31 protein-coding genes are annotated in these 25,608 nt (G+C 44.9%); 5 read left to right on the forward strand and 26 right to left on the reverse strand.

Going from position 1 to position 25,608, the window contains the following annotated elements:
• Nucleotides 1–5: 5 nt before the first annotated feature.
• The 4 genes from DN752_RS04170 to DN752_RS04185 all read right to left on the reverse strand — a co-directional run bounded on the left by DN752_RS04170 (nt 6) and on the right by DN752_RS04185 (nt 2,737).
• On the reverse strand, nt 6–575 hold the full coding sequence (locus tag DN752_RS04170) for a Crp/Fnr family transcriptional regulator (protein WP_112782818.1): 570 nt from the start codon (nt 573–575) through the stop codon (nt 6–8).
• A 278-nt stretch (nt 576–853) separates the two neighbouring features.
• Nucleotides 854–1,654, reverse strand: a complete 801-nt coding sequence (locus tag DN752_RS04175) for an NAD(P)H-dependent oxidoreductase (RefSeq protein ID WP_112782819.1) — start codon at nt 1,652–1,654, stop codon at nt 854–856.
• A 14-nt stretch (nt 1,655–1,668) separates the two neighbouring features.
• Complete coding sequence (locus DN752_RS04180; protein WP_112782820.1) at nt 1,669–2,238, reverse strand: hypothetical protein; 570 nt, start codon at nt 2,236–2,238, stop codon at nt 1,669–1,671.
• Between the two features lie 127 nt (nt 2,239–2,365).
• Nucleotides 2,366–2,737, reverse strand: a complete 372-nt coding sequence (locus tag DN752_RS04185; protein WP_112786410.1) for a DoxX family protein — start codon at nt 2,735–2,737, stop codon at nt 2,366–2,368.
• A gap of 88 nt (nt 2,738–2,825) precedes the next feature.
• Between DN752_RS04185 and DN752_RS04190 the strand changes: the two genes are divergently transcribed.
• The gene (locus DN752_RS04190) at nt 2,826–3,188 is read left to right on the forward strand and encodes a winged helix-turn-helix transcriptional regulator (RefSeq protein WP_112782821.1); all 363 of its coding nucleotides are present in this window, start codon (nt 2,826–2,828) and stop codon (nt 3,186–3,188) included.
• Nucleotides 3,189–3,306: 118 nt separating this feature from the next.
• On the opposite strand, the gene DN752_RS04195 is transcribed toward DN752_RS04190, so the two are convergent.
• From DN752_RS04195 to DN752_RS04295, 19 genes are all read right to left on the reverse strand, one after another.
• The gene (locus DN752_RS04195; RefSeq protein WP_112782822.1) at nt 3,307–3,915 is read right to left on the reverse strand and encodes a Crp/Fnr family transcriptional regulator; all 609 of its coding nucleotides are present in this window, start codon (nt 3,913–3,915) and stop codon (nt 3,307–3,309) included.
• Between the two features lie 851 nt (nt 3,916–4,766).
• Entirely contained in the window at nt 4,767–4,961 is a 195-nt protein-coding gene (locus DN752_RS04210) for a hypothetical protein (RefSeq protein ID WP_112782825.1), read from the reverse strand.
• Between the two features lie 7 nt (nt 4,962–4,968).
• Entirely contained in the window at nt 4,969–5,790 is an 822-nt protein-coding gene (locus DN752_RS04215) for a class I SAM-dependent methyltransferase (RefSeq protein ID WP_112782826.1), read from the reverse strand.
• Nucleotides 5,791–6,134: 344 nt separating this feature from the next.
• A complete protein-coding gene (locus DN752_RS04220) occupies nt 6,135–7,619 on the reverse strand; it encodes a TlpA family protein disulfide reductase (protein ID WP_112782827.1) in 1,485 nt (494 codons plus the stop codon).
• A 281-nt stretch (nt 7,620–7,900) separates the two neighbouring features.
• Nucleotides 7,901–8,680 carry a hypothetical protein gene (locus tag DN752_RS04225; protein ID WP_112782828.1) on the reverse strand — a complete coding sequence of 260 codons (780 nt, stop codon included), beginning with the start codon at nt 8,678–8,680 and terminating at the stop codon, nt 7,901–7,903.
• Between the two features lie 3 nt (nt 8,681–8,683).
• Complete coding sequence (traN, locus tag DN752_RS04230; protein ID WP_162633112.1) at nt 8,684–9,559, reverse strand: conjugative transposon protein TraN; 876 nt, start codon at nt 9,557–9,559, stop codon at nt 8,684–8,686.
• Between the two features lie 4 nt (nt 9,560–9,563).
• A complete protein-coding gene (traM, locus tag DN752_RS04235) occupies nt 9,564–10,778 on the reverse strand; it encodes a conjugative transposon protein TraM (RefSeq protein ID WP_112782830.1) in 1,215 nt (404 codons plus the stop codon).
• The gene (locus DN752_RS04240; RefSeq protein WP_162633113.1) at nt 10,775–11,074 is read right to left on the reverse strand and encodes a hypothetical protein; all 300 of its coding nucleotides are present in this window, start codon (nt 11,072–11,074) and stop codon (nt 10,775–10,777) included. The genes traM and DN752_RS04240 overlap by 4 nt, the downstream gene beginning before the upstream one ends.
• Nucleotides 11,071–11,688, reverse strand: a complete 618-nt coding sequence (traK, locus tag DN752_RS04245; RefSeq protein ID WP_112782832.1) for a conjugative transposon protein TraK — start codon at nt 11,686–11,688, stop codon at nt 11,071–11,073. The genes DN752_RS04240 and traK overlap by 4 nt, the downstream gene beginning before the upstream one ends.
• Nucleotide 11,689: 1 nt before the next feature.
• Nucleotides 11,690–12,730 carry a conjugative transposon protein TraJ gene (gene traJ, locus DN752_RS04250; RefSeq protein ID WP_112782833.1) on the reverse strand — a complete coding sequence of 347 codons (1,041 nt, stop codon included), beginning with the start codon at nt 12,728–12,730 and terminating at the stop codon, nt 11,690–11,692.
• A complete protein-coding gene (locus DN752_RS04255) occupies nt 12,727–13,356 on the reverse strand; it encodes a TerB family tellurite resistance protein (RefSeq protein ID WP_245949455.1) in 630 nt (209 codons plus the stop codon). Before DN752_RS04255 ends, traJ begins: the two co-directional genes overlap by 4 nt.
• Nucleotides 13,353–14,015, reverse strand: coding sequence for a hypothetical protein (locus DN752_RS04260; RefSeq protein ID WP_112782834.1), 663 nt, complete (start codon nt 14,013–14,015; stop codon nt 13,353–13,355). The genes DN752_RS04255 and DN752_RS04260 overlap by 4 nt, the downstream gene beginning before the upstream one ends.
• A complete protein-coding gene (locus tag DN752_RS04265) occupies nt 14,005–14,451 on the reverse strand; it encodes a hypothetical protein (protein ID WP_112782835.1) in 447 nt (148 codons plus the stop codon). The genes DN752_RS04260 and DN752_RS04265 overlap by 11 nt, the downstream gene beginning before the upstream one ends.
• A complete protein-coding gene (locus DN752_RS04270; protein ID WP_112782836.1) occupies nt 14,444–15,133 on the reverse strand; it encodes a conjugal transfer protein TraI in 690 nt (229 codons plus the stop codon). The genes DN752_RS04265 and DN752_RS04270 overlap by 8 nt, the downstream gene beginning before the upstream one ends.
• Nucleotides 15,130–17,592, reverse strand: a complete 2,463-nt coding sequence (locus DN752_RS04275) for a TraG family conjugative transposon ATPase (protein WP_112782837.1) — start codon at nt 17,590–17,592, stop codon at nt 15,130–15,132. The genes DN752_RS04270 and DN752_RS04275 overlap by 4 nt, the downstream gene beginning before the upstream one ends.
• On the reverse strand, nt 17,585–17,911 hold the full coding sequence (locus tag DN752_RS04280) for a DUF4133 domain-containing protein (protein WP_112782838.1): 327 nt from the start codon (nt 17,909–17,911) through the stop codon (nt 17,585–17,587). Before DN752_RS04280 ends, DN752_RS04275 begins: the two co-directional genes overlap by 8 nt.
• Nucleotide 17,912: 1 nt before the next feature.
• Complete coding sequence (locus DN752_RS04285; RefSeq protein ID WP_112782839.1) at nt 17,913–18,218, reverse strand: DUF4134 domain-containing protein; 306 nt, start codon at nt 18,216–18,218, stop codon at nt 17,913–17,915.
• Nucleotides 18,196–18,543: a hypothetical protein gene (locus DN752_RS04290; protein WP_112782840.1), complete on the reverse strand. Its 348-nt coding sequence runs from the start codon at nt 18,541–18,543 to the stop codon at nt 18,196–18,198. Before DN752_RS04290 ends, DN752_RS04285 begins: the two co-directional genes overlap by 23 nt.
• A gap of 170 nt (nt 18,544–18,713) precedes the next feature.
• Nucleotides 18,714–19,250: a DUF6252 family protein gene (locus DN752_RS04295; protein ID WP_112782841.1), complete on the reverse strand. Its 537-nt coding sequence runs from the start codon at nt 19,248–19,250 to the stop codon at nt 18,714–18,716.
• A gap of 445 nt (nt 19,251–19,695) precedes the next feature.
• Between DN752_RS04295 and DN752_RS04300 the strand changes: the two genes are divergently transcribed.
• Together DN752_RS04300 and DN752_RS04305 are read left to right on the forward strand one after the other, a co-directional pair.
• Nucleotides 19,696–20,004 carry a nucleotidyltransferase family protein gene (locus DN752_RS04300; RefSeq protein ID WP_211324125.1) on the forward strand — a complete coding sequence of 103 codons (309 nt, stop codon included), beginning with the start codon at nt 19,696–19,698 and terminating at the stop codon, nt 20,002–20,004.
• Nucleotides 19,994–20,332 carry a HepT-like ribonuclease domain-containing protein gene (locus DN752_RS04305; protein ID WP_112782842.1) on the forward strand — a complete coding sequence of 113 codons (339 nt, stop codon included), beginning with the start codon at nt 19,994–19,996 and terminating at the stop codon, nt 20,330–20,332. The genes DN752_RS04300 and DN752_RS04305 overlap by 11 nt, the downstream gene beginning before the upstream one ends.
• A gap of 38 nt (nt 20,333–20,370) precedes the next feature.
• Here the strand turns inward: DN752_RS04305 and DN752_RS04310 are convergent, their stop codons facing one another.
• Both DN752_RS04310 and DN752_RS04315 read right to left on the reverse strand, forming a co-directional pair.
• Nucleotides 20,371–21,210 carry an RteC domain-containing protein gene (locus DN752_RS04310; RefSeq protein WP_112782843.1) on the reverse strand — a complete coding sequence of 280 codons (840 nt, stop codon included), beginning with the start codon at nt 21,208–21,210 and terminating at the stop codon, nt 20,371–20,373.
• Nucleotides 21,200–22,753, reverse strand: coding sequence for a cyclic nucleotide-binding domain-containing protein (locus DN752_RS04315; protein WP_112782844.1), 1,554 nt, complete (start codon nt 22,751–22,753; stop codon nt 21,200–21,202). The genes DN752_RS04310 and DN752_RS04315 overlap by 11 nt, the downstream gene beginning before the upstream one ends.
• Nucleotides 22,754–23,060: 307 nt before the next feature.
• Here DN752_RS04315 and DN752_RS04320 point away from each other — a divergent pair, with 307 nt between their 5' ends.
• Nucleotides 23,061–23,516 carry a DoxX family protein gene (locus tag DN752_RS04320; RefSeq protein ID WP_245949456.1) on the forward strand — a complete coding sequence of 152 codons (456 nt, stop codon included), beginning with the start codon at nt 23,061–23,063 and terminating at the stop codon, nt 23,514–23,516.
• Between the two features lie 269 nt (nt 23,517–23,785).
• The gene (locus DN752_RS04325; RefSeq protein WP_162633114.1) at nt 23,786–24,067 is read left to right on the forward strand and encodes a DUF6520 family protein; all 282 of its coding nucleotides are present in this window, start codon (nt 23,786–23,788) and stop codon (nt 24,065–24,067) included.
• A 46-nt stretch (nt 24,068–24,113) separates the two neighbouring features.
• Here DN752_RS04325 and DN752_RS04330 read toward each other — a convergent pair whose 3' ends face one another.
• Complete coding sequence (locus DN752_RS04330) at nt 24,114–25,478, reverse strand: RagB/SusD family nutrient uptake outer membrane protein (RefSeq protein ID WP_162633115.1); 1,365 nt, start codon at nt 25,476–25,478, stop codon at nt 24,114–24,116.
• Nucleotides 25,479–25,608: the final 130 nt, after the last annotated feature.

The raw sequence follows: 25,608 nt of genomic DNA on the forward strand, positions 1-25,608 counted from the left end.
AATTTTCATAGCTCTTTTCTTATCCTACTCAAAGAAGTGTCCGTAATCCCTAGGTAAGTAGCAATATGTTTAAGTGGGACTTCTTTTATAATTTGTGGCTTCTCCTTCATCAGTTCCAAATATCGTTGCAAGGCACTTTGTGTATGCATTGTAACGGCACGCTGTTTTGCCATAAAGAGTTGGTGGGACATCCAGTTTCGACCCCATTCAGTAAAACCGTCAATGGTACTGTACAGATATTGGAAATCTTTGAAATCAATTTTGTACATCTCACAATCTGTTAAGGCTTGAATGGTTTCTTTTGAAGGAATACGAAGAAATAAAGAAGCCACTTCAATGAGAATATCGTTAGGACCAAAAAAATCGGTAGTAATTTCGTTTCCTTTATAATCTATCACAAAAGAACGAAACAGCCCTTTTTTTATTAAATAGTAGGCGTTACTGACTTTACCTTCATTAAGTACGGTTTCATTTTTAAAAAAATCGACTTTTGTATGGGCATCAATTATTCTTTTATATTCCTCATTTTTAATATTGGAATGGCTATATATTTGTTTGAAAAAGGAATGATCCATTATTTTAAAATTTGTTTTAAAAATAAGGAAAAATGAAACACGAGGAACAATGTTATTTTTTATCTGACTAACTACTTCACTGGAACAGGATGCCTTACATAATCAATCCCATTCGGGTCGATAACTTCAAAAGGTCAGTCTTTCCATGACTAGTCTCGGATATTAATCTCTATATGAAGACCTTTTTCTTTCTTTGGTTTGTAAATCTCCATTACAAGTTTTTTATGATTACCACCATAGAACAAGCTAAGCAACAAAATAAAATTCTAAAGCAGTAATCATTTTTTAGGGTCATCTTTAAAATTGTGATTTAAGTGTATCGATAAGCCACTTGCACCATTTATCAGTTCATTCCTTAATTTTTGTTCATCATCATAATCGCCTTTGTTTTGATATCTAAATGGGATTATTGGTGTACTATTTAAAGTTGAAAGCCTATTCTTAAAAATATTTAATTGTTGACTAAATCGGGATTCATCTATACTGTCAGCTTGATAAATGATATTTGGAGGAATAACACTTATCCCAGGATACCATAGCATTCCGTGATGAATAGGGAAAAGTAAATCGAAAATATAACCGTTGATTCCGCATTCTTGGTATTGGGGCTCCCTACCACCTATGGTAATGGATAGCATTGCTTTTTTTCCCTGTAAGTTACCTTCACCATAGCGGTTTCCCCAATATTTCCCTCCGTATTTACCGGTACCGTATGCAAATCCAAAAGCATAAACCCTATCAATCCACCCTTTTAGAATGGCAGGCATTCCAAACCACCAAAAAGGAAATTGAAAAATAATAAAATCTGCCCATAATAACTTTTCCTGTTCCTTGGCGATATCTTCGGTTTGCGTACCATTATGATAGGCCTCATTGGAAGATTTCATATAGCGCAGTCGTTCCTCTGGGTTAGATTTTTGAAAATCACTTTTATCGGCAACCGCTTTCCAATCCATTTTATATAAATCGGAAACTATCACTTCGTGTCCCAAACTTTCAAGGTGTGAAACAGCTACATCTTTTAATGTGCCGTTAAGGGACTTTGGCTCGGGGTGTGCATAAACTATAAATATTTTCATCTTCTATTAAACAGTTAATTATCTGAGAATTTATTTAAAACGGCATTCCACCTTTTTTTTATAGCTTTAAAAATTAAAGCCGTATGTAATAGTCCCATCATAACAGCCCCAGGGATTAAATTTTGGACAAACCATACAAAAGTTGGATAGTTTGATATATTATCTGCATTATGAACTATTTCAATTCCATTTTCATTTATTTTTAATTTTAATACTAGAAAAACCGATATTGCCGCAAAATGAAATCCGTTTACAAACAGATGTAAAATATATTCCCTTTGAGGTAAACCGCCCATAAAATTCCTACTTTCTTTTTCTGAATAGGCGTCTATTCCTAAGGCCAAAATATCCAGAAGGATAAGCACCAAGCCTATATAGAAAAAAAGATCCCCCCTTGACAGGTAGAAGAATATTAAAGTGAGGGGAAATAAAATAGCTCTGACCGTATGTGTGATATGTTCAAACCTACTATCGGCGTGCTCATAAAGCCGATATTTCACTAAGTGCAAGTAAAGGCCATCATAGGTAGCAAGTAAAGCAAACAGAATTAATAAAATTAGAGTTGTAATTATAGCTGCTTCCATATGTCTTGTTTTTTGTTTGGACAAAATTAAATTGACCATACACAACTCTATTTGACATATGTCACATAATTACTATACCGGCAAATAATTAAGAACATTCATTCTTTAATTAGAAGAGATTAAATCATTAAAGTATAACCTTAAAATTTTTATCTGTAGCCAGCCCAATTAAGCAAGCAGCACAGCAAAACAAGGCGGTATAGAAGAATGTATAATCCTTATATGCAAAATGAACCATTAATGCCCCTATTGCAAAAGGAAATAACCACATTACTGAAAGGTTTTTTACTTGATGCACCCAAAAACCAGCAATTAAACCAATTACCCCCAACAATTCACCATACCCAATAAATAAAGTCCATACTTTTCCGAAACCAAAATTGCTCATATTTTCCATCATACTATGTTTTTGAAAAACTTTGAAAAGACTCGCATAACCAAATGCATATAATAAGTATCCATATGCAATCCAATGTATGACCTGTACTAACATTTTCATATCCCTTATAGTTTTTTCAAAATTAAGGGTTACATTCAAATATTGAAAGTACATACAAAAATGTAGGGTACTAACAAAAAAGTAAGAAATGAGAAAAACGAGTTCTACAAACACAATAAACAAAAAACAATTAGAAGAAAATTGCGGTATAGCTTATACAAATTCAGTTTTAAGTGGTCGATGGAAGTTAAGTATACTTACTTTCTTATTAGATGAAAAAAAACTACGGTATAGCGAATTGAAAAGCAGACTTATTGGTATTTCTGAAAGAATGCTTATAGCACAGCTTAAGGAATTACAAACAGATGATTTAATAAAACGGATTTCTTATCCCGAAGTTCCACCTAGGGTTGAGTATGAACTCACGCAGAAAGGTAGGTCACTTGAAAATATCCTAATACAAATGTCAGATTGGGGAACAAAAAACGCAGTGAAAAACAAAAACCTATAAAAACCGATTAACACCCCTATTGGTTATACAATTCTATATTCTGATAGTTTATACCTAAATCAGCAAGGACCTCCATCTATTAATTTGTTTTTTTGATTGGACAAAATTAATCGCCCTTTCAAAAACCTGTTGGATTTAGGTCAGGTAACTGAGCAAGATTTTTTCTAATACGGCTAAGTGTTTCACGTTTAATTCCGAGATACGATGCGATGTGTTGAACAGGTGCTTTATTTACTATTTCTGGCTGCGACTCCAATAGATTTAAATAACGTTCTTGTGCTTGTTGCGAATTTAAACTATGTGCATAATTCCATAAAGAAATGTATTCTTTTTCTATTTGGACCCTTACGATCCGTTCCCAAATAGGCTTCAACTTATATAGTTTTTGTAAACTGTCGTAATCGATAATAAAAAGTTCAGACGCTTCTATGGCTTGTATTTGTATATTTGAAGGTGTTTGAGCAATAAAACTTTTAAAAGAGGAAGCCATTGAATTTGAAACACAGAAACAAGAAGTAATTTCATTTCCATTACTATCAAAATAAGAGCTTCGTAAAAGCCCTTTTTTAATATAGGCCATATGACGACAGGTTTTGTTATTTTCTACCCAAACTTCATTTTTCTTTAAATATCTATGGTTAAAAAACGGATGACTTTCTTCCCAATCCAAATCTGTGAATTCTGCATTAGACTTTAGGAATTCATGGAATTTATTTATGCTCTCCATATTTAGGTAATTTAAAATTTGGCTCTTTGCTACTTTGCAAATAAATGTAAATTGCCGCAACAATTATTCTGTCAAACAATTTGCCCCCGAAATATCTTTTGTTGAACTTATAAATAAACTCAACCAAAATTAAACTGTATATATTTCCTGTTGCCAAGCGATCAATATCCAACAGGTTCGTTTTTAATTATTGATTGCTGTTTGTAAACATTACGGTTTTGCAAGTCATTCAGTTTCCATTTATCAGCAAGCTCTTTATCAAATCCTTCTCCTTGCATGGGTGACAGGTTCTCCCTTGTCTGTGGGTATTAACGAGTAGGGACTGTTGTTTATCATTATCCCAACCGTCCCTGCACACTTCTTAGTATTCGTGGTTTTTTATTAGTCCTTCCGGGATTGGAAAAAGGTAAGCTATATACAATCACCTTCCTAAGGAATATCAAATACTCGCTTTTTTCCGATCCTTTCATCGTTGTCTTCAACAAAATTGAAACGGCTTTCCAAGACTTCACATACTACCTTTTAATGAGGCACCAGCTCTATGACCATAATTTTACACAAGTGCACCCCAGCTTGAGGGCAATCAAGGCCATGTGGCAACGGAATAAATGAAGGCAATGTGGGAAGCCCCGCGTTTATGCCGGAATCTCATGGCCGCCCCTGCAGCCCGAAAGCTAACATTGTGGAATGATTAATAAATAAATCAAATCCCCAAGAAGCCATACTTAGGTTTAACTGTACCTCCCATAACCCCGCCTTTCCCAGTATCAGTTCATTCAACACCTCATTTAGATTACCCTACCTTTAAGAGATGGGATGTTCGAACGACCAGAACACAAAATTATTATCTGTCATTTTCTCTTTTTCAAAACTCGGTAATTACAAGCTTTATTTTCCGCATATTCAATTTTATGTTCGGACATAAGTTGAACTATTGTTTTCATTGTTTCGTTTTCACAAAGGCCAATTTTTTCCCCAAGGTCAATTTCATTTAGTTGACCGTTGTTTTCATTCAAGGCCATGTAATATCTATCTTTATTTTTCATAAATCATTTACTTTTTTACTGCTATCATCATGTGTGGGCTAAATGGTAAAAGGTAGGGGTCGTTTTCTGTAACCTGGATAAGTTCTAATAATGTCTTTTTTCGTTTATCATTTAACATATTGGCAAAGTAATCCTTATCTAACCAAGCCATCCCTTCTATTGCATACATATTAATATAAATCAGTCCTTGATTTATAAATTCCTCTTTTAATTGTTCAGGTTTGTGATAATATGCTTCGGCTAATAGCCAAGGAAAATCGTCCGGTGGATTATGTTTTCCCGTTGTCAGTTCTTCCATGCACATCTCAAGAAATGTACTTTTATGAATTAGTCCATTTAAAAGTCCAACCAAAGTCGATGCTGTATAATTAATGGCGAAAGCCAGTATAATTCCATTATTTTTCAAAACTCTTTTAGCTTCTTGAATGGATAAATCCCTATCCTCCTTTTTCTGAAGGTGATAAAGTGGTCCGTGCAAGATTATTAAGTCTGCATAATTATTTGGAAATTTCAATTTTCGTGATTCACCATAATGAACCGAAAATTTGTTTTTCAATTTATCCGCTCTGTTTTGGGCTATCTTTATATGTTTTGAAACAGGGTCCACCAAATGAACTTGATGCCCATTTTTAGCTAACCATTCCGAATATTTTCCTGTTCCTCCCCCAACATCGATTATTTTTGTATTTGATCCTGGTGTATATTTTTCTATGAGTAATTTAATTCTTTCAAATTCAAATATCCCCATCCCTTTGTTGAGTCTGTTTTCTTCGGATACTTTTTCGTAAAAAATTTCTATGTTTCTGCTTATTATCTGTTTACTATTCATAATTAAATTTTATACATCACTATCACATTTAAGATGTCGAATACATCACAAAGCGATGAAACAATTGATTTGAAAATCAACTGGTTTTGTTTAAGATTTGATGAAATAAAAGGGTATTATTATCCATGCATTGAAATAAAAAGTCTTCAATGCATTATTTACTCGTTTTTTATCGAGTTGGTCTTTTAGAGAAAGACATGGATAATATGTCAGCAATAGTATAACAGATTACCAAGGTAGGAATTCTGAGTGATATTTTTTCTGGTTTGTTGGTTTTTCTAAATGCCAGGTAAAGGTTTTGTGCATGGATTCGATGCGTGAACATGGATAAAAAAATCTTCACCTTAATTGTCCTGTAATTGTTTTTCCAACGTTTCAATTTCAGTGGAACCACCCGCATATTTTTCAATCACATTTCCATTCCCGTCAGTCAAAATATGCCAAGGGATTCCAAAAGTATCCTTTCCTCGTAACCGCCTCAAATCTTTGTAAAGATCTTTATTGGCTATAAGGTGATACCCCTCCAATTGGTAATATTTTATCATTTCCCTCCACTTTTCCACTTTATCATCTTTATCGACAGAAATATAAAGCATAGTGGTTTTTTCATTGCTCAATAGATCATATAACCTGTCATTGTGCTTGAATTCCTGCTTGCACGGCCCACACCAGGTGGCCCAAATATCAACATAAATCTTCTGGGAATTGATGGATTTCACGGCTTCTTTAAGCGAGTTTATACTGTTTACATCTTCCAGAAAATGAATATTCTCATTTAACACTTCATCCTGCTTTCTGTGAAAAGCAATGATGGGTATTATTTCGGACTCTATATAGGGTATATATTCACTGGATGGATTTTCTTTTTCAAATTGTTCAAAGAGCGTAACCAGTTCTTTTTCATAGTTTTTGCTGATAGCTTCCATATAAATATATGCAGCACAATAATACTCAAGCTGCTTTCCTGTCAAATACTTTTTGGCCAAATCTATGTGACGGGTGTGAATCAACCTTTGTTTTTTGGTTTCGGACAAGTCTTCGGGGTTTACCTTGCCTTCCACAAAATCCTTATACCATAGATATGATTTCACGTAATAAAAAAACCATGGTGAACGCATTAAATTCGGATCGCCAACGGAGAATTCCTTAAAAGTGTCCCCCCATAGTCGGCTATATTCCTCTTCGGTTAAAATAATTTTATTGCGCTCGCTCAATAGATAGTTCATTAAAGCGATACTCGTTCGGGCCCCAGCATAAAAATAAATCTGATCAGCGATCACCAACTCATGGAACCTTTTTGAGATTATGCCTGCATCAAGTAAACTATCGTACTTTGCAACATTCCTTAATCTGCTTTTTCCTAGGCCCTGCATGATTTCAGCAGGTACGGAGTCTTCACTGTACTTCCTGGCTTCCAGCTCAAAGTGACCTGACAACATACTTCGGTTGGGATTCTGATTATATAATTCTTGCCCTTTACTGTTCTTTGATTTAACGGTAAATTGGACATCTCCCTTCTTTTGCTTGATCTGAACCCTATAGAGCATTCCTGGCTCTGCAACTATGGTCCCATATGGCTCATGGCCATTTGATAACTCTATAAAACTTGCTTTGTCCAGCGACAAGGATATTTTGAAATGACCTAGTGAATCAGGTTGAACGGAATTTTCAAATCCGAAGTAGCTGATTCCGTTGAGCGGAACAGTATATTCAATTTTCCCAGGCACGTTACCCGAAATCATTCCCTCTATGGTCATTTTTTCGTCATTCTCTTTCTGGCAACAACAGCCCAATAGCATTAGAGATACAAAGGTCAAGAATTGTTTCATAATATTTAAAGTTCATCCGGCCCTTACCAAGGATACAATACTATCAGGTATACATTAAGGCTAAAGTGGTTTTGACCTATCTTTATAAGTTGTCCTGCTTATTTTGTCCCGTCACAATTTCAGCTATTTATGGTCTATTAGTGCTCAAGGGCACTATTTGGTAAAATCCCTGCCAGTCCAAGGTAGTAATTTTCTATAAATTCAAAAACTAAGGTTGTAGAAAAGAAAAACACCTCCAATCAACTTGAAGGTGCCTCTATTTTATCAAAGTCAAACTACGACTACATCTTCGCCCCTTTCCCCTTTTTGGGTTCCTTAGGAGTGTTCTTCACCTTCGGGGCCTGTTGCTTTTTTTCCTGCTGGCCCTGCTTTTCCTCCTTTCCCTGCTCTTTGGCAAGGAGCAGATCCTTGGTCTTGACCATTTTCATTTCCGCATCATAGACGTTGACCGATTTGAACTTGGGATTGGCCGATACGTACATGATCTCTTCCCTGCCGCCCTTTTCCATGGTCACCGGATAGACATTCCCCTTTTCGAAGGCCTTCACCATCCATTCGGTCTTGGTAGGGTCCTGAAGCTCCTTGATCGGGAGTTTGGACAGGGCCTCCTTACTGTCAAAGCCATAGTTCTCATGGTAGGACTCTATCCTGAAATTGTTGTTCTTGTCCTTCTGGGAAAAGTCCAGCTGCATCCATGCCTGGTAGGGCTCGTTTTCCTGGTTGAGCATACCCTTTTTCACCGCCCTTCCTTCCAAAAGGTTAAAGGCCTCCTTGGCCGTTACCGACTGGTTGTTGTAAAAAGTGTGCTGCTTGGGGGCAATTTCAGGGTTGGGATTGTGCAGGCTTGCATCGTACTTGTTTAGAAAATACCGCTCCGAAGTATTGGACTTTCTGAAATAAAGCGAAAAGTCCATTTTCCTGCCCTCTATTTCCATTTGGTGTGGCAATTGGAAGGCTTCGTTACCTGCCTTGATCTGCTTTTCCAGCGCGGCGTTCATGTCGGTATCAAAACCGGTGTACTTTAGTTTTTCCTTGAGGTACGCTAAATTTTCCTGGTCCATGGTTTATTCGGTTTCAGGTTGAACATCGGTCAGGTTCCGTGTTTTCAGGATATCCCTGCCCCTGACCTTTAGGCGAAGGTTCCTGTCTCCGTTTTTCTCCTTGAGCTGTATGACCAACTGCTTGTTGTCCGAAAGGGTAAATTTTGGAAAGGCCGCTACCAGGGCATTGCTCCGGTGACCAGCAATCCCTTTCCCGTCCTGCCATTCGAGCAGGAGCGGGTCAAGGAATCCTTCGCGTAGTGAGGCATGTTTGGCCTGCTTCTTATCGGTGATGGTAAAAAGTAGGCCTTCCACGCTATAGGGCAACCTGGAGCGGTTGGCCACACGGAACCTAAAGAAGAGCAATCCCTCCTTTTGGTAAATACCTTCCAGCCTGAATTTCATCCGGTAATCCTTGGACGTCCTTCTAAGGAACGCTTCTTCTTCCATCACGGCATCTCCTGTCCTTTCCAGCTCATCAGCCGCCAGCCTGCTAGCGGCAAGCCGTACATTTTCCCAGAACCTCAGCTCCTGACGGGCAATGTTAATGGAAGATCGTGCCAGTGATTCATCATAGCTGATCCTGAAATGGTACAGCCGGGCATCGGCGGTGACCACATGTAGGTTGGTGGGGGAAAAGGAGCGCTTCCCGGCCTTTAGCAGTAACAGATTGGGTGCTTTTTCTTCTACTTTGGCCATGACACTGCCATGTCCCCTATCTACACTCACCACCTTCCCGGGAAAAACCAGTGCGGTGGTATGGTCCCAGCCAACACTGACCGGATAGGCCGGCAACACCGCATCTTTGGTTATGGGCCGTATTTTCAGTTGTTGCTGTGCGGACAGCGATCCTGTATGGAGTGAAAAAAGGATCGCAAAAATTATCATGGTGTTTTTCATTTGATTATGCATTTTCGGTGTTGACCAATAAAATGGGATGTCCGGCCTTCAGTGTTATTTTGATGGCCTTGTTCTTTTTCCTGAAAAGCCCCTTCGCTGCGGACACCCCTGCCGAGGCCATTTGTGTTTCCAGGGTCATCCCCGAGGACATGTTGGGCATTCCGGTCACCAGGGCATCACCGGCGCCCTGCTGGAGTTCTTTCCCAAGGTTTCCACCGATAGGAATGCCCGCCATGGCATCATGGTCATAGGCGTCCAGTGACACGGGCAATATATGGTTGCCCGACCGCAGGGAGCTGACCGTCAACTGCACACGGTCCCCGTCCAGGGAGGCCCTGCCATAAACAATGCTTCCCGAGGGGTATTCCATCCCGTTTACCCGCACCTTTTCCAATAATTTCAGCTTGATCCTCCCTTCCCTTTCCAGGACGGTTTCCTCTGCAATTTCTGCTGAGATGGCGGGTTCCAGGACATGTGCCATCGGTTGGTGTTGCTCCAGTCCGTAAAAGGCATTCTGTTCCTGCCGGCGGGTATCCATAGCTCCCCTTTTCTTAATTTCTGAAAGCCCTTTTGATTCCTTCTCGACGGTAAATCGTGTCTTTTCCAGCTGCTTGTTACGTAGGCGCTCCCTTACCCGTTCAGGATGCTGGACATCCAGGATCTTTTCGAGCATGCCTTCCAGTTGCTGAATTTCGGGATCGGGACCGTTGGGCTGCATACGGTCCATCAGCCCTTCCAATTGGGCAATATCCCTTTCAAGGCCGCTGGGGATTTCTTTTTTGACCGGTGCTGGCCTATGTGGCGACCTTTCAGGTGTAAAATCTTCCCTTGGACGCACCAACTGCCGATCGAGCTGTTCCAGTTTTTCCATCAGCTCTGTCTCGCTGTGGTCGAGGCTTCCCTTTTTGGATAGCGGCAAGAGTTCGCTGGACTTGCCTGCCGTTGGTTGTTCCCGTTTCCTTAAATAGGGATCCATCCGTGCCATTTCCCGTTTACGCTGGTCTGCCTTGGCTTTCTTTTGGTAGAGTTCCATTTTGCCCAGTTCCCGTGTTTCCAGCTGGGGCCCGGGAAGGTCGGCCCGCAAGCGCATGGGCAATCGTTCAGCATCGTCTTTATTTCGTAATCCCTGCCCTGCCCAGGCAAATGCGAGGACAAGGGGAAGGACAAACAGTGGAAGGACCAGCAGCAGGGTCCGTTGTCTTGTGTTGGGTCTTTTCATGGTTTTTCTTTGTTTAATTGGTGAATAGTTGTATCCATTACAGGCCTATATTCCCCTAGTGGATTATCAGGTGTGGCAGAAACCACTGCCACGTTCCCTCCGGCGGTCAGCTGTAGGACAATGGCCCCTGCCCAAAGGGCGAGTAAAAGGCCATATAGCAGGATGCGCTTCTGATTGGAGAGCCGTCGGTCCATTTTGTCCAAGTTATGGGCAAGCGATTTGGGTACATCCCTTATCAATTCCAACAGCTGTGATGTTTTCACTTTTGTGCCAAGGGCAATGGGGCATTGTTTCATCTTTTTTCGATTTTGAGGTCCTTGTTTTCCAGTGTTTCCCATTTCTCGATAAGCAGGCCGTGGGGATTGTTGCGGGACCGGGCCATTTCCCGGAGCACACCGGTGGTGACCAGCCTTCTGGTCAGCTTGGAAGTGGGCCTGGTGATGACCTGGGATCCATAGTACCAGAAGCGATAAGGGCTTTGCCCCATGTCCAGTGCTATGCTGTCGGCATAAATTTCCTGGCTGATGTTGCCGGTCACCAGCCTGTCGTAATAGCCCTGCTCCCGCAGCACCTGGTAGGCATCCCGGACTGACCCATCGCCAAGGTACATGGCCTCGGCGAGCCTTTGTTCGATAAGGTCATCATCCGGGGAAAGCCCAAAGAAACGGTCATGGAAACGGATGACATGCTCCCTTGCTTCCACATTTAGGTTGCCTTGTCTACTATCGGCAAGGGCCTCCATTACCTTCCCGTCCAAAAGGATGTATACCCGCTCTGCGGCCTGCTGCTGGAAGCGGTAGGAAAGCAATATTGCCCCAAGGGCCAGCAGTACCGCCCCGATGGACAGCACCAAGCTAAAGCGTTTCACATGCTGGAAGGCAGTTTCGATATTGGTCAGGTGTTCGAACATATCAGGTAAGGGTCTTGGCGGCCGCAACGGGTGCAGAGGTCACCATGCTGCTGGTCTTGTGGAGCAGTGTGTCCCGGCCTGCTGAATAGACTATGTAGTTGGCCACCGAGGGGACGGTAAAGTAGCCGATAATGGCAATGACCAGAAAGATCAGGTAGGCCGTATCGGTGGAAGAAAAGAAGGTCTTGCCCGCATTCTCCACCTGGCCGATATCGATCAGGATCATGTTCTCCTGGATCTTCCCGATGATGGCCCCGAAGATATTGGCCACGGGGAGCCACATGTACACGTTGATATAGCGGGCTATCCAGGAGCGGAGGGTTTGCTGGAAACCGTCGAATACGGAGATGCCCATCACGATCGGCCCCAATATGGAGAGCACGATCAAATAGAACACCCTGATGGTATTGATGCACAGGGCTGCGGCCTGATAGAGCACTTCAAGGACTTCGCTCATCCATTTTTTTATGGAGTTGGAGAAGTTGAAGGAGGCCTTTTCCATGGCAAACTTGATGTCGTTGCCCAGCCCGTCCCAAAAACCCTCTTCACTGCCCTCGGGATGGGTGTATTCGTACCAGCTATCCCGGTCACCACTGCCGCTTTCCCCCACGTACATTTCCCAATATTGGGTGGATTCCAAGGCCCGTTGTTTCTCGGCAAGGAGCCTTTCGATGGCCGCATTGGATCCTTCCACCATTTTTCCGGTGGCTCCTGCCAGTGGGGAAAGTACTGCGTTCATCAAATGGAGCACGGAAGGGAAGAGCATGATGGCCATGCCCAGGGCAAAGGGGCGCAACAGCGGATAGAAGTCCACCGCCTCTGCCCGTGCGATATGTCCCCATACCCTGCTTCCGATATAAAATATTGCCGCAAACCCCGCAAGTGCCCTGCCCGCCCCGATCAGCTCGGATGCCAGCGGTACCATGTCCACATAGAGGCGGTCCAACACTTGATGGAGCCCCCCTGCCCCTCCGCTCACGCCTTGGGCCTGAACGCCCACGGCCATTAGGGCAAACAATAATGTGATGGCAGCCTTTTTCATGGCTGTAGGGATTTGATGGTTTCAAGATTTGCAGAAGCCTGTTTCCGCTGGCGGTTCAGTACCGCCGCTTCATTATTGAAGATGCGCACAAATACATAGCGGTCCTTTATCTCATCAAAGATCCGGTCGATGGCCGCCATCCTTTCCTCATCGGTCATCTGCAGTTTCCCTCCGGTGACCACCAGCAGCAGCTCTTCGATATTGCGGGCACTCATGTCCAGCAGGTTGCCGTACACCATGGCCAGGTAGTCAAGCTCCCCACGGTTAAAGTTCCCCCTGTTGATGAACTGGCGGTAGGCCCTGCGGTATTCCTCCAGGACAAGCTTTTGGTAATTGATGATCCCGCCTACTTTATGGTAGCGTTTCACCACGGGACTGACAGCGGAGAGCCCATCGATAAAGAGCTTGTGCAGGGAGAAATTGCCCGAGGCAATGTCCCTTACCGCATTATAGCCACGGCTCAAAGTCCGGTAGCCCGTGTACATATCATCGAGGATCTGCTTGAACTGGTTCAGCTTTTCCACGTTGAGCAGCAACTGGGCGGATTCGCCGACCTGTGACACCGCCACCCGCGGCAAGCCACACAGGCTGCCCATAAGCAATAGCATGGTCAAATAGTGTTTCATGGTGTTTTCAATTGATGTAGTTGCCGAATGGTCTCCAAGTCCCCCGCATGCCAGGCACGGTGCCGCAGCTGCTGGTAATTTTCCCGGTTAAAGGAACGGACAAAGCGGTCCAGGCCCTGCAGCTGCTGGTAAAGCCGGTCGATGAGTTTTAGCCGCTCCCCTTCGGAAAGCTCCAGTCCCGGTTGTAGCGCCACTGCCATCAGCTCGTCCAACAGCTTCGATGCAGTGGCAACCGTCTTATCAAATACCGCCCCGAGATATTCACTCTCATTCGGTTTCAGCCGGACATGGGCGGCAAACAGCTTTCGGGCCGTTTTCATACGGTCCAGCAAGCGGAGCTGCAGGGCGATAAATTCCGGCACAACCCGGTAATTTCTGACAATAGGACTGATCGAGGCAAGACCGCCAAAGAAATCCCCGTGCAGGTTGAATTCCCCATTACGCAGCATCTGTACCGTATTCCACCCGGTACGGAGCGTTTCATAGCCTTTTCGGGCATAGCCGATGTAGAGCTGCAGGCCGGTGATCTGTTTGGCCAGGTATTCCTTTTGGGTCTTTTTCTGCCGGAACCATTCACTGAAGGTCTGGGCTTTTGCCGTGGCAGTAAATGACAGCAGAAAAACCACCAGTAATCCCATTTTTGTCCTTTTAAATTCCATATCGTCTTGATTTTTGTTGTTCCATCGGGTTGACCATTGAAATGGCCAGTTTTCGGGAAGGGATGTCGTGGATATCCTTGGGGGACAGCCTTTTTTCCTTTATGGTCCATCCAAACCGGTCCTGGTGGCAAAGCTCCATGTGGGCAAGTCTCCAGTTCCCTTTTTCATTGGGCTCCAATTTCAGGTAGGCCGTGGTATAGGGGTGGCCTTCTCCCTGCCATTGCAGGTAGGTGCTCATTAGCAGTCCATCGGAGGGATAATCCTCCTCTCCTTTCAAATAGGCTTTGATAAACTCCCTGATCGAAGTGGTAAACTTGCCGGGATAGGCTCCCTTGCAATGGTATGCGCTGTCATAGCCCTTGGATTTCAATATCGGCATCCAGGCATGTGCGGTATCCAGGAGTTGCCGGAGTCTTTTGATAGGTTGCTTATTCATGGATTTCCTTAAGTGTTTTGATTGCTCCCTTGGCATGGCTGCGCTGCCGTGTGATCAATAGGTTCCGTTCATTGAACCGCATCAGGTCGTTGAGGTTGAAGCGGACCTTCTTTTCTACCCGGTCGATCAGGGCAAGCCGCTCGCCGTCGTTCATTTTCAGGTTAAAGGCGCTGACCACGCCGAGCACCTGTTCGAGGTTCCGCACCGAATGGTCAAGAATACCCAAATACACCTCTTCCATCCATCGCAGCTCATCTGCCGAGAACTGCCCGCTTGCCGTGATGTGCTGCCAAGCCTTTTGGTATTCGCCCACCAGTCGCCCCTGCATTTCGGCAATGTCCCTGACCTTTTGGTACTGGCTTATGGCACTCTTCACCTTCCAGAGCCCTTCGTAATAATCCCCGTAGAGGGTTTTCTGTCGCTCTCCCCACTCGGCGATCTCTTCGAGCTTGAGCTTGTTCAGGGCATTTTCAAGCACCTTCTGCGCATTCTGCAGCCATATCGTATTGTTCTGCATCCGCTGGATCTTCAGATCGATCGCCACAATGGCCTTTTTCACCCCTTTGCGGATGATTTCCAGGATATAGGCCGGTACTGCCGCTTCGGTGCGGGGCATTTGCGGAGCCCCAAAAAACAGCAGCCCGGCCAATAATCCTGCTTTCCATACTTTTGCAAACTTCATCCCTGCCCTCCTTTCATTTCTGCGGCCACAGCCGCTATGCCTTTTTCCAATTTCCCGCCAAAGGCTTTGGCCCTTTCCTGCACCCTGAGCTTCTCCTTTTGCTCGGTGGTATAGGCCAAGTATTCCTCGGGCGACACCTCAGTGCGGTACACCTTGCCCACGGGGCCAAGGCCGATAAAGACTTCCTTGTACTTCCTGCCCGGCTCATTGGCCTTGTTGATCGACATGATCTGCATGGTCTCCTTTTCGGTAAGGCCCAACAGCTCCCGGATCCCGTCGAACTTGTTGCGGTATTTGGACTGGTCGAGTAGGATCTTGCAGTCGGAGTTGTTGATGATGGCCTGTTTGATAATGGGGCTGGAAATGATATCCTCTACTTCCTGGGTCACCACTACGGCTTCGCCGAAGAACTTCCGGACCGTCTTGAACAAGTATTTTATATACTCGGCCATCCCCTCCTTGGCGATGGCCTTCCAGGCCTCTTCGATCAGGATCATCTTGCGCACGCCCTTTAACTTTCTCATCTTGGAAATGAAGATCTCCATGATGATCAGCGTCACCACCGGAAAAAGGATGGGATGGTCTTTTATATTGTCGAGCTCAAAGACGATAAAGCGCTGTTCGAGCAGGTCAAGGTTCTCTTTGGCATTGAGCAGGTAATCGAATTCCCCTCCCCTGTAATAGGGCCGGAGCACGTACAGGAAGTTGTCGATGTCAAAATCCCTGTCCTTTACGCCTTGCGCTTCCAACTGCTGTTTGAATCCGGTTGAACAGAATTCAAAAAAGCTGTCAAAGCAGGGAAAGGTATCCAGCTGTTCATAATAGCTGCCAAGGGCATTGGAGATGGCCACGTACTCGCTGCGCGTAAAGGTCTCATCGTCCTTTTTCCAGAGGGCCAAAAGCAGGGTCTTGATGCTTTCCTTTTTTTCGGTATCCAAGGGCCTTCCGCCCAGGTGGAAGGGATTGAAGCAGATGGGATGGTCTTCTTCATAGGTAAAGTAATAACCGCCAGTCAGCTCACATAGGCCACGGTAGGAATGGCCCACGTCCACCAGCACCACATGGGCACCCTTGGCATGGTAGCTGCGCACCATATGATTGGTAAAGAAGCTCTTGCCGCTGCCCGAGGGGCCGAGGATAAACTTGTTGCGATTCGTTATCCATCCCCGCTCCATGGGTTCATCGGAGAGGTCCACGTTGACAGGTTTTCCGGTCTGCCGGTCGCCCAGCCGCATACCGAATGGTGATGGACTGGAGATATAGCCCGTTTCCATGTTGAACAGGCAGCTTGCCTGTCGGCCAAAGGTCAGGAAAGTTTCTTCTATGGGAAGGGCTGCCGCATTGCCGGGGATCCCTGCCCAGAAGAGCTGCGGGGCGGCAAGGCTTTCCTCCTTGGCCACCGCATCGATCTTGGCAAAGGCCGCCCCGACCTTGTTGCGAATGGGTTTGGTCCCTTCCGGATCATCCGACCAGGCAAGGACATTGAAATGGGCCCTTACCGGCCGGCTGCCTTCGGTAATGCTTTCGTTCAGAAAGCCCTGTATCGCCTCTTTCGCATGCAGGTTGTCCCTGGAATAATTGGCCAGGCTCTGCATGCGCAGGGCCCTGCTTTCGAGTTGTTTTGCCACCGCCTGACGGTTTTCCACGATCACATACTGGTTGTAGACATGGTCAATGTCCAGCAACTGCCCCAATGGAGCCGCCTGCCCGATGGCATAGGCCTGCTTGTCGCTGCTGTATTCTCCATAGGTGGTCCGATCGTGCAGCACATTGGGGAGGCTGTCCATTTCCGAAAGGGAAAACACCTTCACCTTGGAAGATCCAATCTGCAGTTCCGGCTTGAAGGCAATGTCCTTTACCCGTGGCTTTGCAGCAAAGGGATCCAAGAAAAGGTACCTTTCCAATAGCCCTGGCATATTGGAAGTGCCCAGGTAGTCGGTTTTGTCCAAGCGCTGGATTTCCATCCCGTTATCGGAGACCAATTGGACAAATTGTCCCAGCACGTTTTCAAATTCCTCCAGTCTTTTGGTATCCAATAGCTCCGCGGAAAGAAATCTTGAGGAAAGCAGGTTGGAAGTGGCCAGGTCCGTTGGCCGCTTTCCTTTTCTTGGCAGGGTGAGGAACAGGTAGCAATGGTGTTCGAGATAGGGGCGTTCATGGAAGAACAGCCCACTGCTCCTGTCCAGGAAGCCTTGGTCTTCCTTTCGGACAAGCCCGTCGAACCGCTTTCTTGCAAACCAGTCCTGCTTGTGCAGCACCGTACCCTCCGGAAGGAGCCTGATCGCCTTGGCCCACCCCGATTGTAGGCCAGCATAGCCCGGGCCGTCATGGGTAAAGATTTCCGGCAGCTGCACTTCATGACCGGCGGTGATGTCCCCTGCCCCCGAGAGCAGGAACCCTTTTTCCAGCTTACTGATCGGAAACCAGGTGTTGATCTCTTTTACATTGGTGCTATCCATTTTTTTTACGGTTTGATTTCCTGATAAATTCCCTGTCACGCACCTTGATCCCCATGGGCACCCTGCGGTGGGCCATCCGCTTTTTCAGGCCATGTTCCCCGTATTTCAGGTTCATCCTGAATACTCCTTCGACAAGCAAATAGCCCATAAAGCCACAGGCCACCCCGTTGATCCAAAAGGATAGGCCCAGCACATAGCCCATCGCAAATACCAACAGCAATACCACCAGGCCAACGCCCAGGTAGAGGATATACTGTGCCTGCAGGCCTTTAAAGGAAATCGGCCTGTTGACGCCCTTGTTGACCGTATAGCGCTTCATATCAACCAAAGAAGCTGGTGAGTACCGTGGCCACGATGACCAGAAACACGCAGCTGCCGAACCATGCTGCGGCCACTTTTCCGGTATCCGGTTCACCTGAATTCCACTTGTTGAAGACCTTTACGGCCCCTATCAGGCCGACGATGGCACCGATGGCGTACATCAGGTTCACGCCCGACTGGAAGTAGCTCCGCACCTTGGTGGTGGCTTCCATAATGCCGGCATTGCCGTCCTGCCCGATTGCTGGCAATGAAATGCCCGTAAGCATTAGTACAAGCATCCCTTTACTGAGTTGGTTGTTTGTCATGTTGTGAAGGTTTAGTTTTTTCCCTTTCCACCGCCCGGCGGAATGGGTCTTTTAATAGCAAGTCCAATTGGATATGGGAAGGGACGATCAGTTTGCCCTTTTTGAACCTGGGTGGGTCAAGGCCCGCATGGATTTTGGCATACTCCTGGAATGCCCGGCAGAGGGTTTCTTCCTTTGGCATGGGGACGGTTTTCTGCTTACGGCCTATCCATCTGGTCAGGGCAAAGGGTCCGAACAATACCGCTAACACAGTCAAATAATACAGGAGAAGGACTCCGGCCAATGCTGACCAGAACCCGGGGCTGAACGAGATCCATTCCGGCATATCCTTTTTTGGTTTGATGATGGGTCAAATCTCAAAAAGGCGGGAATAAAAATTTCACCAGTTGTACCCTACTGGGGTGAAAAATGTTTGAAAACTTTATCTTGAAAGAGGCAATTACCTTTCAAGGGAAACATTTCATGGGCATTGGTCAAATTGAAAAAACAAAAAAATCACGGACTGTATTTTATATCAAATCGTCCGTCCGTTATCCGTACAGTATCACAGGTTCCACTAACAGTAGAAAACTCAAATGTCCCTGAAACAATAAAGTTGGTCTTGTCAATTCTTGAAAAATTAATTAATCCATCAAAAGTATCTTCTGCCTCATAGCGACACTCGTTATGGTCGTTGTATTTCAAATATTTGGCTCTATTCGAAGGTGCTTCACCTGAAAGATTATAATCAATGTATTCCTCGAAAGGATCAGGGATAATTATACTAACATTTTGTGTGGTATCACCAATATCCATACTGCTATGGATTTGTATAAATCCTCCCTGGTATATGGCCGTAGCAAATAAGGTGTTTTTAGAAAACATTGCCTTCCCCTTTACTAAACAACCAAAGGTATTTTCTCCGGTTTGGGTAATAGGGGGAAGCTTTTCCAATTCCGTTTTTGGCTCGCTTTCCTTGCCGAAAAAATTTAGGTCACATGCAGTACACATGGCAAAAACCAGTAAAATAATAAGGTAGAGGATACTTTTCATATATTTAAAATTTAGGTTTATGAAAATAAAATGAATAATTTAAATATAAATATTAATTATTTGAATTATTGTTTAAATATTTTTATCAGGAACCATTTGTATTTTACCATGGGTAGGGCAGATTTATCTTTGGTGAAATTTAGCCCATCTTATCGCCCAAATCTGCGCAATTTGCATGAATTGTAATCAAAAATCATTTACGTCATCCCATCCCCTTCCTCCTTATACCCTTCCAATTTTCCCCACAGGCTGCCCAAAGATACCTTACTCTTGAATAGCGATGTTTTTTTATATGGTGATTACTGTAAATTCATAGTGATTTTGTTCCAATTCCACCGACCCAATTTTCAGGGGCTGGCCTATGTGCATTTTGTTTTGTTATATCATACGCTGCGCCACCGGTCAGGGCATGGGAATTGTTTGAAATTCATGTATCTTTGGAATTATGATTGAATTGGTTCAAAATAAACTTGAGGAAATAATAACAGCGTGTAAACAGCACCACGTTGAGTCCATTTCCTTATTTGGGTCAGCTGCAAAAAACGCCCTGCATGAGAACAGCGATATCGATCTGCTCGTTGTTTTTTCAGATGATATCGATGTGTTGGAATATGCCGACAATTACTTTTCATTGTTGGACAAGCTTCAGGAAATCCTGAACAGAAAGGTAGACCTTGTGTCAAGCAAATCTATTAAGAACCCAGTACTCAAGAATGAAGTTTATAAATCAAAAGTAGATTTGTATGCAGCCTAAACTACTCAAATACATTTTGGACATTGAAAGTGTTATTGAGGAGATCGAATTTATAAAGCAAAAAACCCAAAACAATTTTAAAAATTTTTCTGATAACATCATTTTGCAGCGCGCAGTTGAGCGGGATTTGGAAATTATCGGGGAAGCGGTGCGAAAAATGATCGAAATTGCCCCCAATATCACCATTACAGCTTCCAAAAACATTATTGGATTAAGAAATATAATTTCACATGCTTATGACTCGGTCGAACCTGAAATGTTGTGGGGAATAATTCAAAAGAACATTCCTGTTTTGGCCGAGGAAATCCGAAGTTTGAAAGGTACATAATCCGGTATTTATTGGGCAACTGCTTTCTCCCAAAACACCTACATGCCATCCCCCTCCTCCATATACCCTTCCAATTTCTCCCGGAGGCTGTCCAAGAACACCGTCCTGCCTTTTTTACGGATACGGATTTCCTGGAATATCCGGTAGATATCCCCTATTTTGGTTCCCAACAATTGCTCCAGGTTCCGGGCAAGTTCCTTGATACCGATCTCCCCGTTGTTGAACACGTTGCACACTTTTAGGGCGTAGATCAGTTCTACCAATTGGACTTTCTGGGCGGTCCATTTGAGTTTGGAGGGAGATTGCTCAGGCGGTTTTATCCCATCCAGTTCCTGCAGCATTTCCTGGATATAGGCATTGATCCGTAACACGGCCTGTAGCGTACTTACCTGTATACTGTGCACGGTGCAGCAGCGATTGTCGATGGTACTATGGTACCCGTGGGGCATGCTCACATCGCTTCTGGCCCTACGTAGAAAATACTGTGCATCAAAATGGCGCTGGTCGAGCAGCATGTAATTGTGCAATGCCCGGTGCCTGTCCATATAACCTTTAAGGCTTCGCTGCTCCTCCAGAAAGTAGTCCTTTTGTGTTTGCTTACCGGTGAGCGGCCGGTTGGATTCGAGGATAAACAGTTCTGCATAATAGATGGATTCGGACTGGAATTGTGGTTTTATACGTTTGAAAAAATGGATTTCTTCAGCTGTGGACTCGAATTGATACCCACAAACGAATACGTTCAATTCCTCCAGGATTTTCTCGGCCTGCTGAAAAGCGGATTCCAACTGGATAAGCTTGTCCCGCCCCTGTAGGTTGATCAATGAAAGTTCATTGTCCAGCTGTTGACGTAGCTGCTGGGTATAGTTTTCAATTGCCATAGCTTCGGTAGTTTTTCGTTTCAACTTTCCTGGACAGCACCTTACTGTACCATTCCGGCCAAGCGGCCAACTGTAATTCGACCAAGCGCATAAAATCCATTAACTGTTTCTTGGCAGTACCATGGCTTTGGTCCATCAACACTTTTTTCTGGTGGACCATTTCAGCATGGATTTCCCCATAGGATTGCCAAAGCCTCTCCAAAACTTCCTTCCGGGAAATCTCGTTGATCCTGGATTCCAAGGCCACCAAATTATGTGGCAGGTGTTTGAATACAACCGCATTTTCCACCATCATCTCATTGGAGATCGAGATCAGGCAAATGGCATTTTCCAGCAATTGATCCATTCCCTTTTGGTGTGGACCTAGACTGGCCCATAGTTCCTTGTGCACGATTTTAAGGCAGGCCAAGGTCAACCGTCCTTCGGAGAATTGCGTTCTAAGACTTTTGAGTCGGAACAGGTCTGTGGAAGAGGTTGCTGTTTGGCTTCCTGCTTTCCATTGTCTTTCTTCCAAATAACTTTTGATCAAAAGACATATCATCAACTCCTCTTCTTTGCTTAGCATGGTCCTTGCCTCTTCCATGAGGTCTCCTAAGGCTGAAAAATAGGCATTCAATCGCGGGACATGTTCATGGTTCCGTTTCCCTAATAAAATCCGCTCAAACCCGTTTTTTATCTTTTCCCAATACATGGGGCCTTCACCATAGTAAAATTGGTACATAAAAAGATCCACGGCGGTCAACAGGGCCATAAGTTTCCCTGCCCATTCTACCCTGTCTTCTTTCCCCATGGAAAAGACATGGACGATAAGAAAGGGCAGGTTCATTAACTGCATTTGGCCTGCCGTCTCGGTATCTGCCAGCAAGGGATAATAATTCACCCATGAAGTAACCTTACGCCTTATCCTTACTTTGGCTGGATGTGAAAGCGGTGTAACACCGAGTTTTTCCAAAAAGGGCACCTTGGAGGTACGTCCTGACATTTTCAAATCAAACCGCAATATGGTCTTGGTGGACTTCCCAAAAAGTTCTGCAAATCTTTTTCGGGAAAGCCTTTCCTCCAACTGTCCACAGTTTTCCCGGAAAAGGGGTATAGCAGATCCATATTCCAGCATCTGGAGGTGTTCATAAAAACGGTCGAGGTCCTGAAAATCGCGGTACAAGCGTTTTGACATCTCCTTAAAAACAGGAACCTTTTCCATGATGACCTTCTCCCAATCTTTTTCCCAAAAAACCACCAGGCTGTCTTCCATGGCTTCAATGGCATAGATGCTGGGACTTTCCATTGCGCCACTTGCCCTGTCCATACAAAGGGACCCTTCGGGAAAGACCTTCTCCAATTTGCCTTTAAGGGTTATCCCGGCCATTCCTTTCATGACCAGGTAACAATACCGCTCCTTTATACCGGCAGACCTGATCAGCTGGCGTTTTTTAAAATGTTGGAAGGAAAGGTTCTCCTTTAATTTAAGGTAGTGTTCCCACTCCACCCGCAGCACTCCATCCAAAAGGTTCTTCAGTAGTTTCAAATTAGTTAGTTTATTCATGTCCGTAAAATTTATGGGCCATCTGTAAGCCCGTCCTAAAAATGGCCTGAAAAATTTTGGCCTTCACCTTTGCCCTGTACAGCTATACCATTGTATGACAACAGGTTAATAGTTCCTTACATGCGTTGAATCTACTTTTTGAAAGTAATTAAAGTCAAGTTTTTGGCTGACAAAATGAAAAATTCCAAGCTTTTTAGGACAAATTCCTTCACTCCTTGGGACATTTTCAAAATACCACTACAAAATATTGACTTATAAACACTTACCCTCCTACCTTGATCCCCAACAAACCGGAAGTAAGAAATCCATGGCAACAACAAGCCCCATAAAAGCAACCTCCAAGACAACGGAACAGTTGACAGTTACGGTCATCTCTGTCCTACTACTGGGAATATGGAGTTATTCGGGCCTGGAAAAGTTGATAAACTGGGACGGCTCCCTTGCTGCTTTCCACAATCAACCATTCCCCGATGGATTGGCCGAACGGCTTGCTTACGCTGTCCCTGTTATTGAACTCGTACTGGCTGTCCTGTTACTGACCTCAACGCTAAGGTGGTGGGGACTTTTGGGATCAGTAATGGTGCTTTCGGTTTTCACCACCTATATTGGCCTGGTCTGGTGGAATGTATTTGAAAGGGTGCCCTGCAACTGTGCAGGGTTCTTGGAATCCATGGGCTGGACGGGACATTTATATTTCAATGGCCTTATGCTGCTGCTGGGAACAATTGCCCTTAAACTAGCAAGCCATATATCCCCAACTTAAATCAACGCTGCTCCATGTATGGTCGATAAACGAAATTTGCACAAGGTCCCAGCCTTTGGCCAGGGCCAAGGGATCGACTACCGTCTCTCCCATGTCCGGAAGTTTGGGAGACCGGGCAACACTTGACGGTAGACGGGGAATGGACAGTCCCTATGCAGTATCCCTGTCCGTTGTTTTCTGGAATCCCCAATAGCAAAATCGGGAAACCAGAAGGCTGCTATAATCGATGTTTAACCATGGCAATCACTGCCATACAACCAAAAATTGATATGAAAAAGCTCATAAAAAGGCTGCCCGTGCTGGGGTTGGCATTGGCAGCAACAGCGGCATTTGCATTCAACATGCCGATTGAAGAGGAATCCATGGCCACTAGGGTCTGGACGCCGGACGCTTCGCAGCCTGACGGCTACCGGGATGTGACGGCCATTGCCGAGGAAGGCAACTACGATTGTAACCTCTCCTCCGATGAGTGCCTGGTCGAGTTCAGCAATGATGATCCGGCCAGCGGTACCAAGACCATCCTACAGGATGGTGAATTCGAAGCGCAATAAGCGCCAAAACTTACCCAAGGCCGATCGGCCTTGGGTATTTACCTTGCTATCGGGGATTCTGCTCAATGCCCGATTCCCTGATCTCTTCAGGTGGAATGGGAAAAATGTATTTTTCACTTTTTGGTTCCAATATAAACTCCTGACCTTCCAATGTACGCTGCAAGGTCTTTGCGGTAATGGGATCTTGGTTAAGTCTTCTAAGGTCAAACCAGCGCAGCCCTCTGCCCACCAATTCCTTTCTCCTTTCATCAAGAATAAAAACCAACAGGTTCTCGTCGTCCACCCCTTCCAAGGAAGGAGCTTTTCCTTTTTCATATCGGTTTTCCATCAATTGCTCCAAATAGGTCTTGGCCCTGCTCCCATCCCCTGTACGGTAGCTGGCCTCAGCGGCCACCAAGAGCATCTCGCCAACGGAAATCCCACCGAAAAAACGGCTGTTGCCCGTCAGTTTTCCAGTAAACTGGTAGTCCCCCTCTTCGGTAAGGGTGTAATAGAGTTGTTTTCTAAGGTCCCCTTCTCCATAACTCCCCATTAACCCTGGATCGACAAAGGTCAAGTTGGCATTCATAAAGCTGTAATTTTGCAGGTGGGCATAAAAAACCACTTCCTCATTGAAATCCTCAAAGGGTCGGGATGCGGTCATATCCAGGGTATTAAAATCCAGCGGGACTGTATGTCGACCAAGCACTTCGGAGGCAGCCTCCCGGGCCAAAGAATAATCCTGCATCATCATGGCCACCCTTGCCTGCAATCCATAGGCTGCTGCTTTTGTAGGCCTGCTTGCGATGGACGATTGTTCGGGAAGGTATTCCATGGCCATTTGCAGATCGTCCAATAGTGCATTGAAGCTTCTGGCCAAACTGGCCCGCCGCGGAGTCACCTGGACATCTGGCCCTGCCCGAAGGACAATTCCCAAAGCATCTTCATTGCTGCCATCCGGCCGGTGGAGCGCTGTGAACACCTGCAACAATTGGCTGTAGGCATAGGCCTTGTGAAAATGTGCCGTTCCCATCAGTTCGTAGTATTCATTCACTTTTTCCCCGCCCAGCTCTTGGAGTGCCTGTAGGGCTACATTGGCATAAAAGACCTGTTCGTAAGGTCCTGTCCACACATTGGTCACCCCGCCCTGGTAGGGATCGCCCCCCCAAAGGTAGGTGGCCTGTTCTGCGGGGTTGGAAAGGGCTTCCCAACCTTCATCGGTAGTATAAAACTCATCGGTGGCAATGGTGGGCAATCCGGGCTGGAGGTTAAACACCACGGTATTGTCCAACAGGGCGCGGATATCCTCTAGGGTTTCGGGCACCACGACATTACGGTCCGGCCTGGGATCCAAAAAGGCATCACAGGAATTCAACAGGTGTATCAGGGCTATGATCATAATTTTATGGAAATGGTTTATTCGATGTTTCATAACTGGAATGGTTAAGGTTAAGCAGAAAGGCGCCAAGGTCACCTTTCCCCTAATTGTAAAAAGATAAAAGCCCCTGTTTCCCGTCTGGAAACTTGTCCCGCGGCTATGAATGATCACATATGAAGAAAGT

Origin of the sequence: Echinicola strongylocentroti, assembly GCF_003260975.1 — a bacterium.
Lineage (GTDB): Bacteria > Bacteroidota > Bacteroidia > Cytophagales > Cyclobacteriaceae > Echinicola > Echinicola strongylocentroti.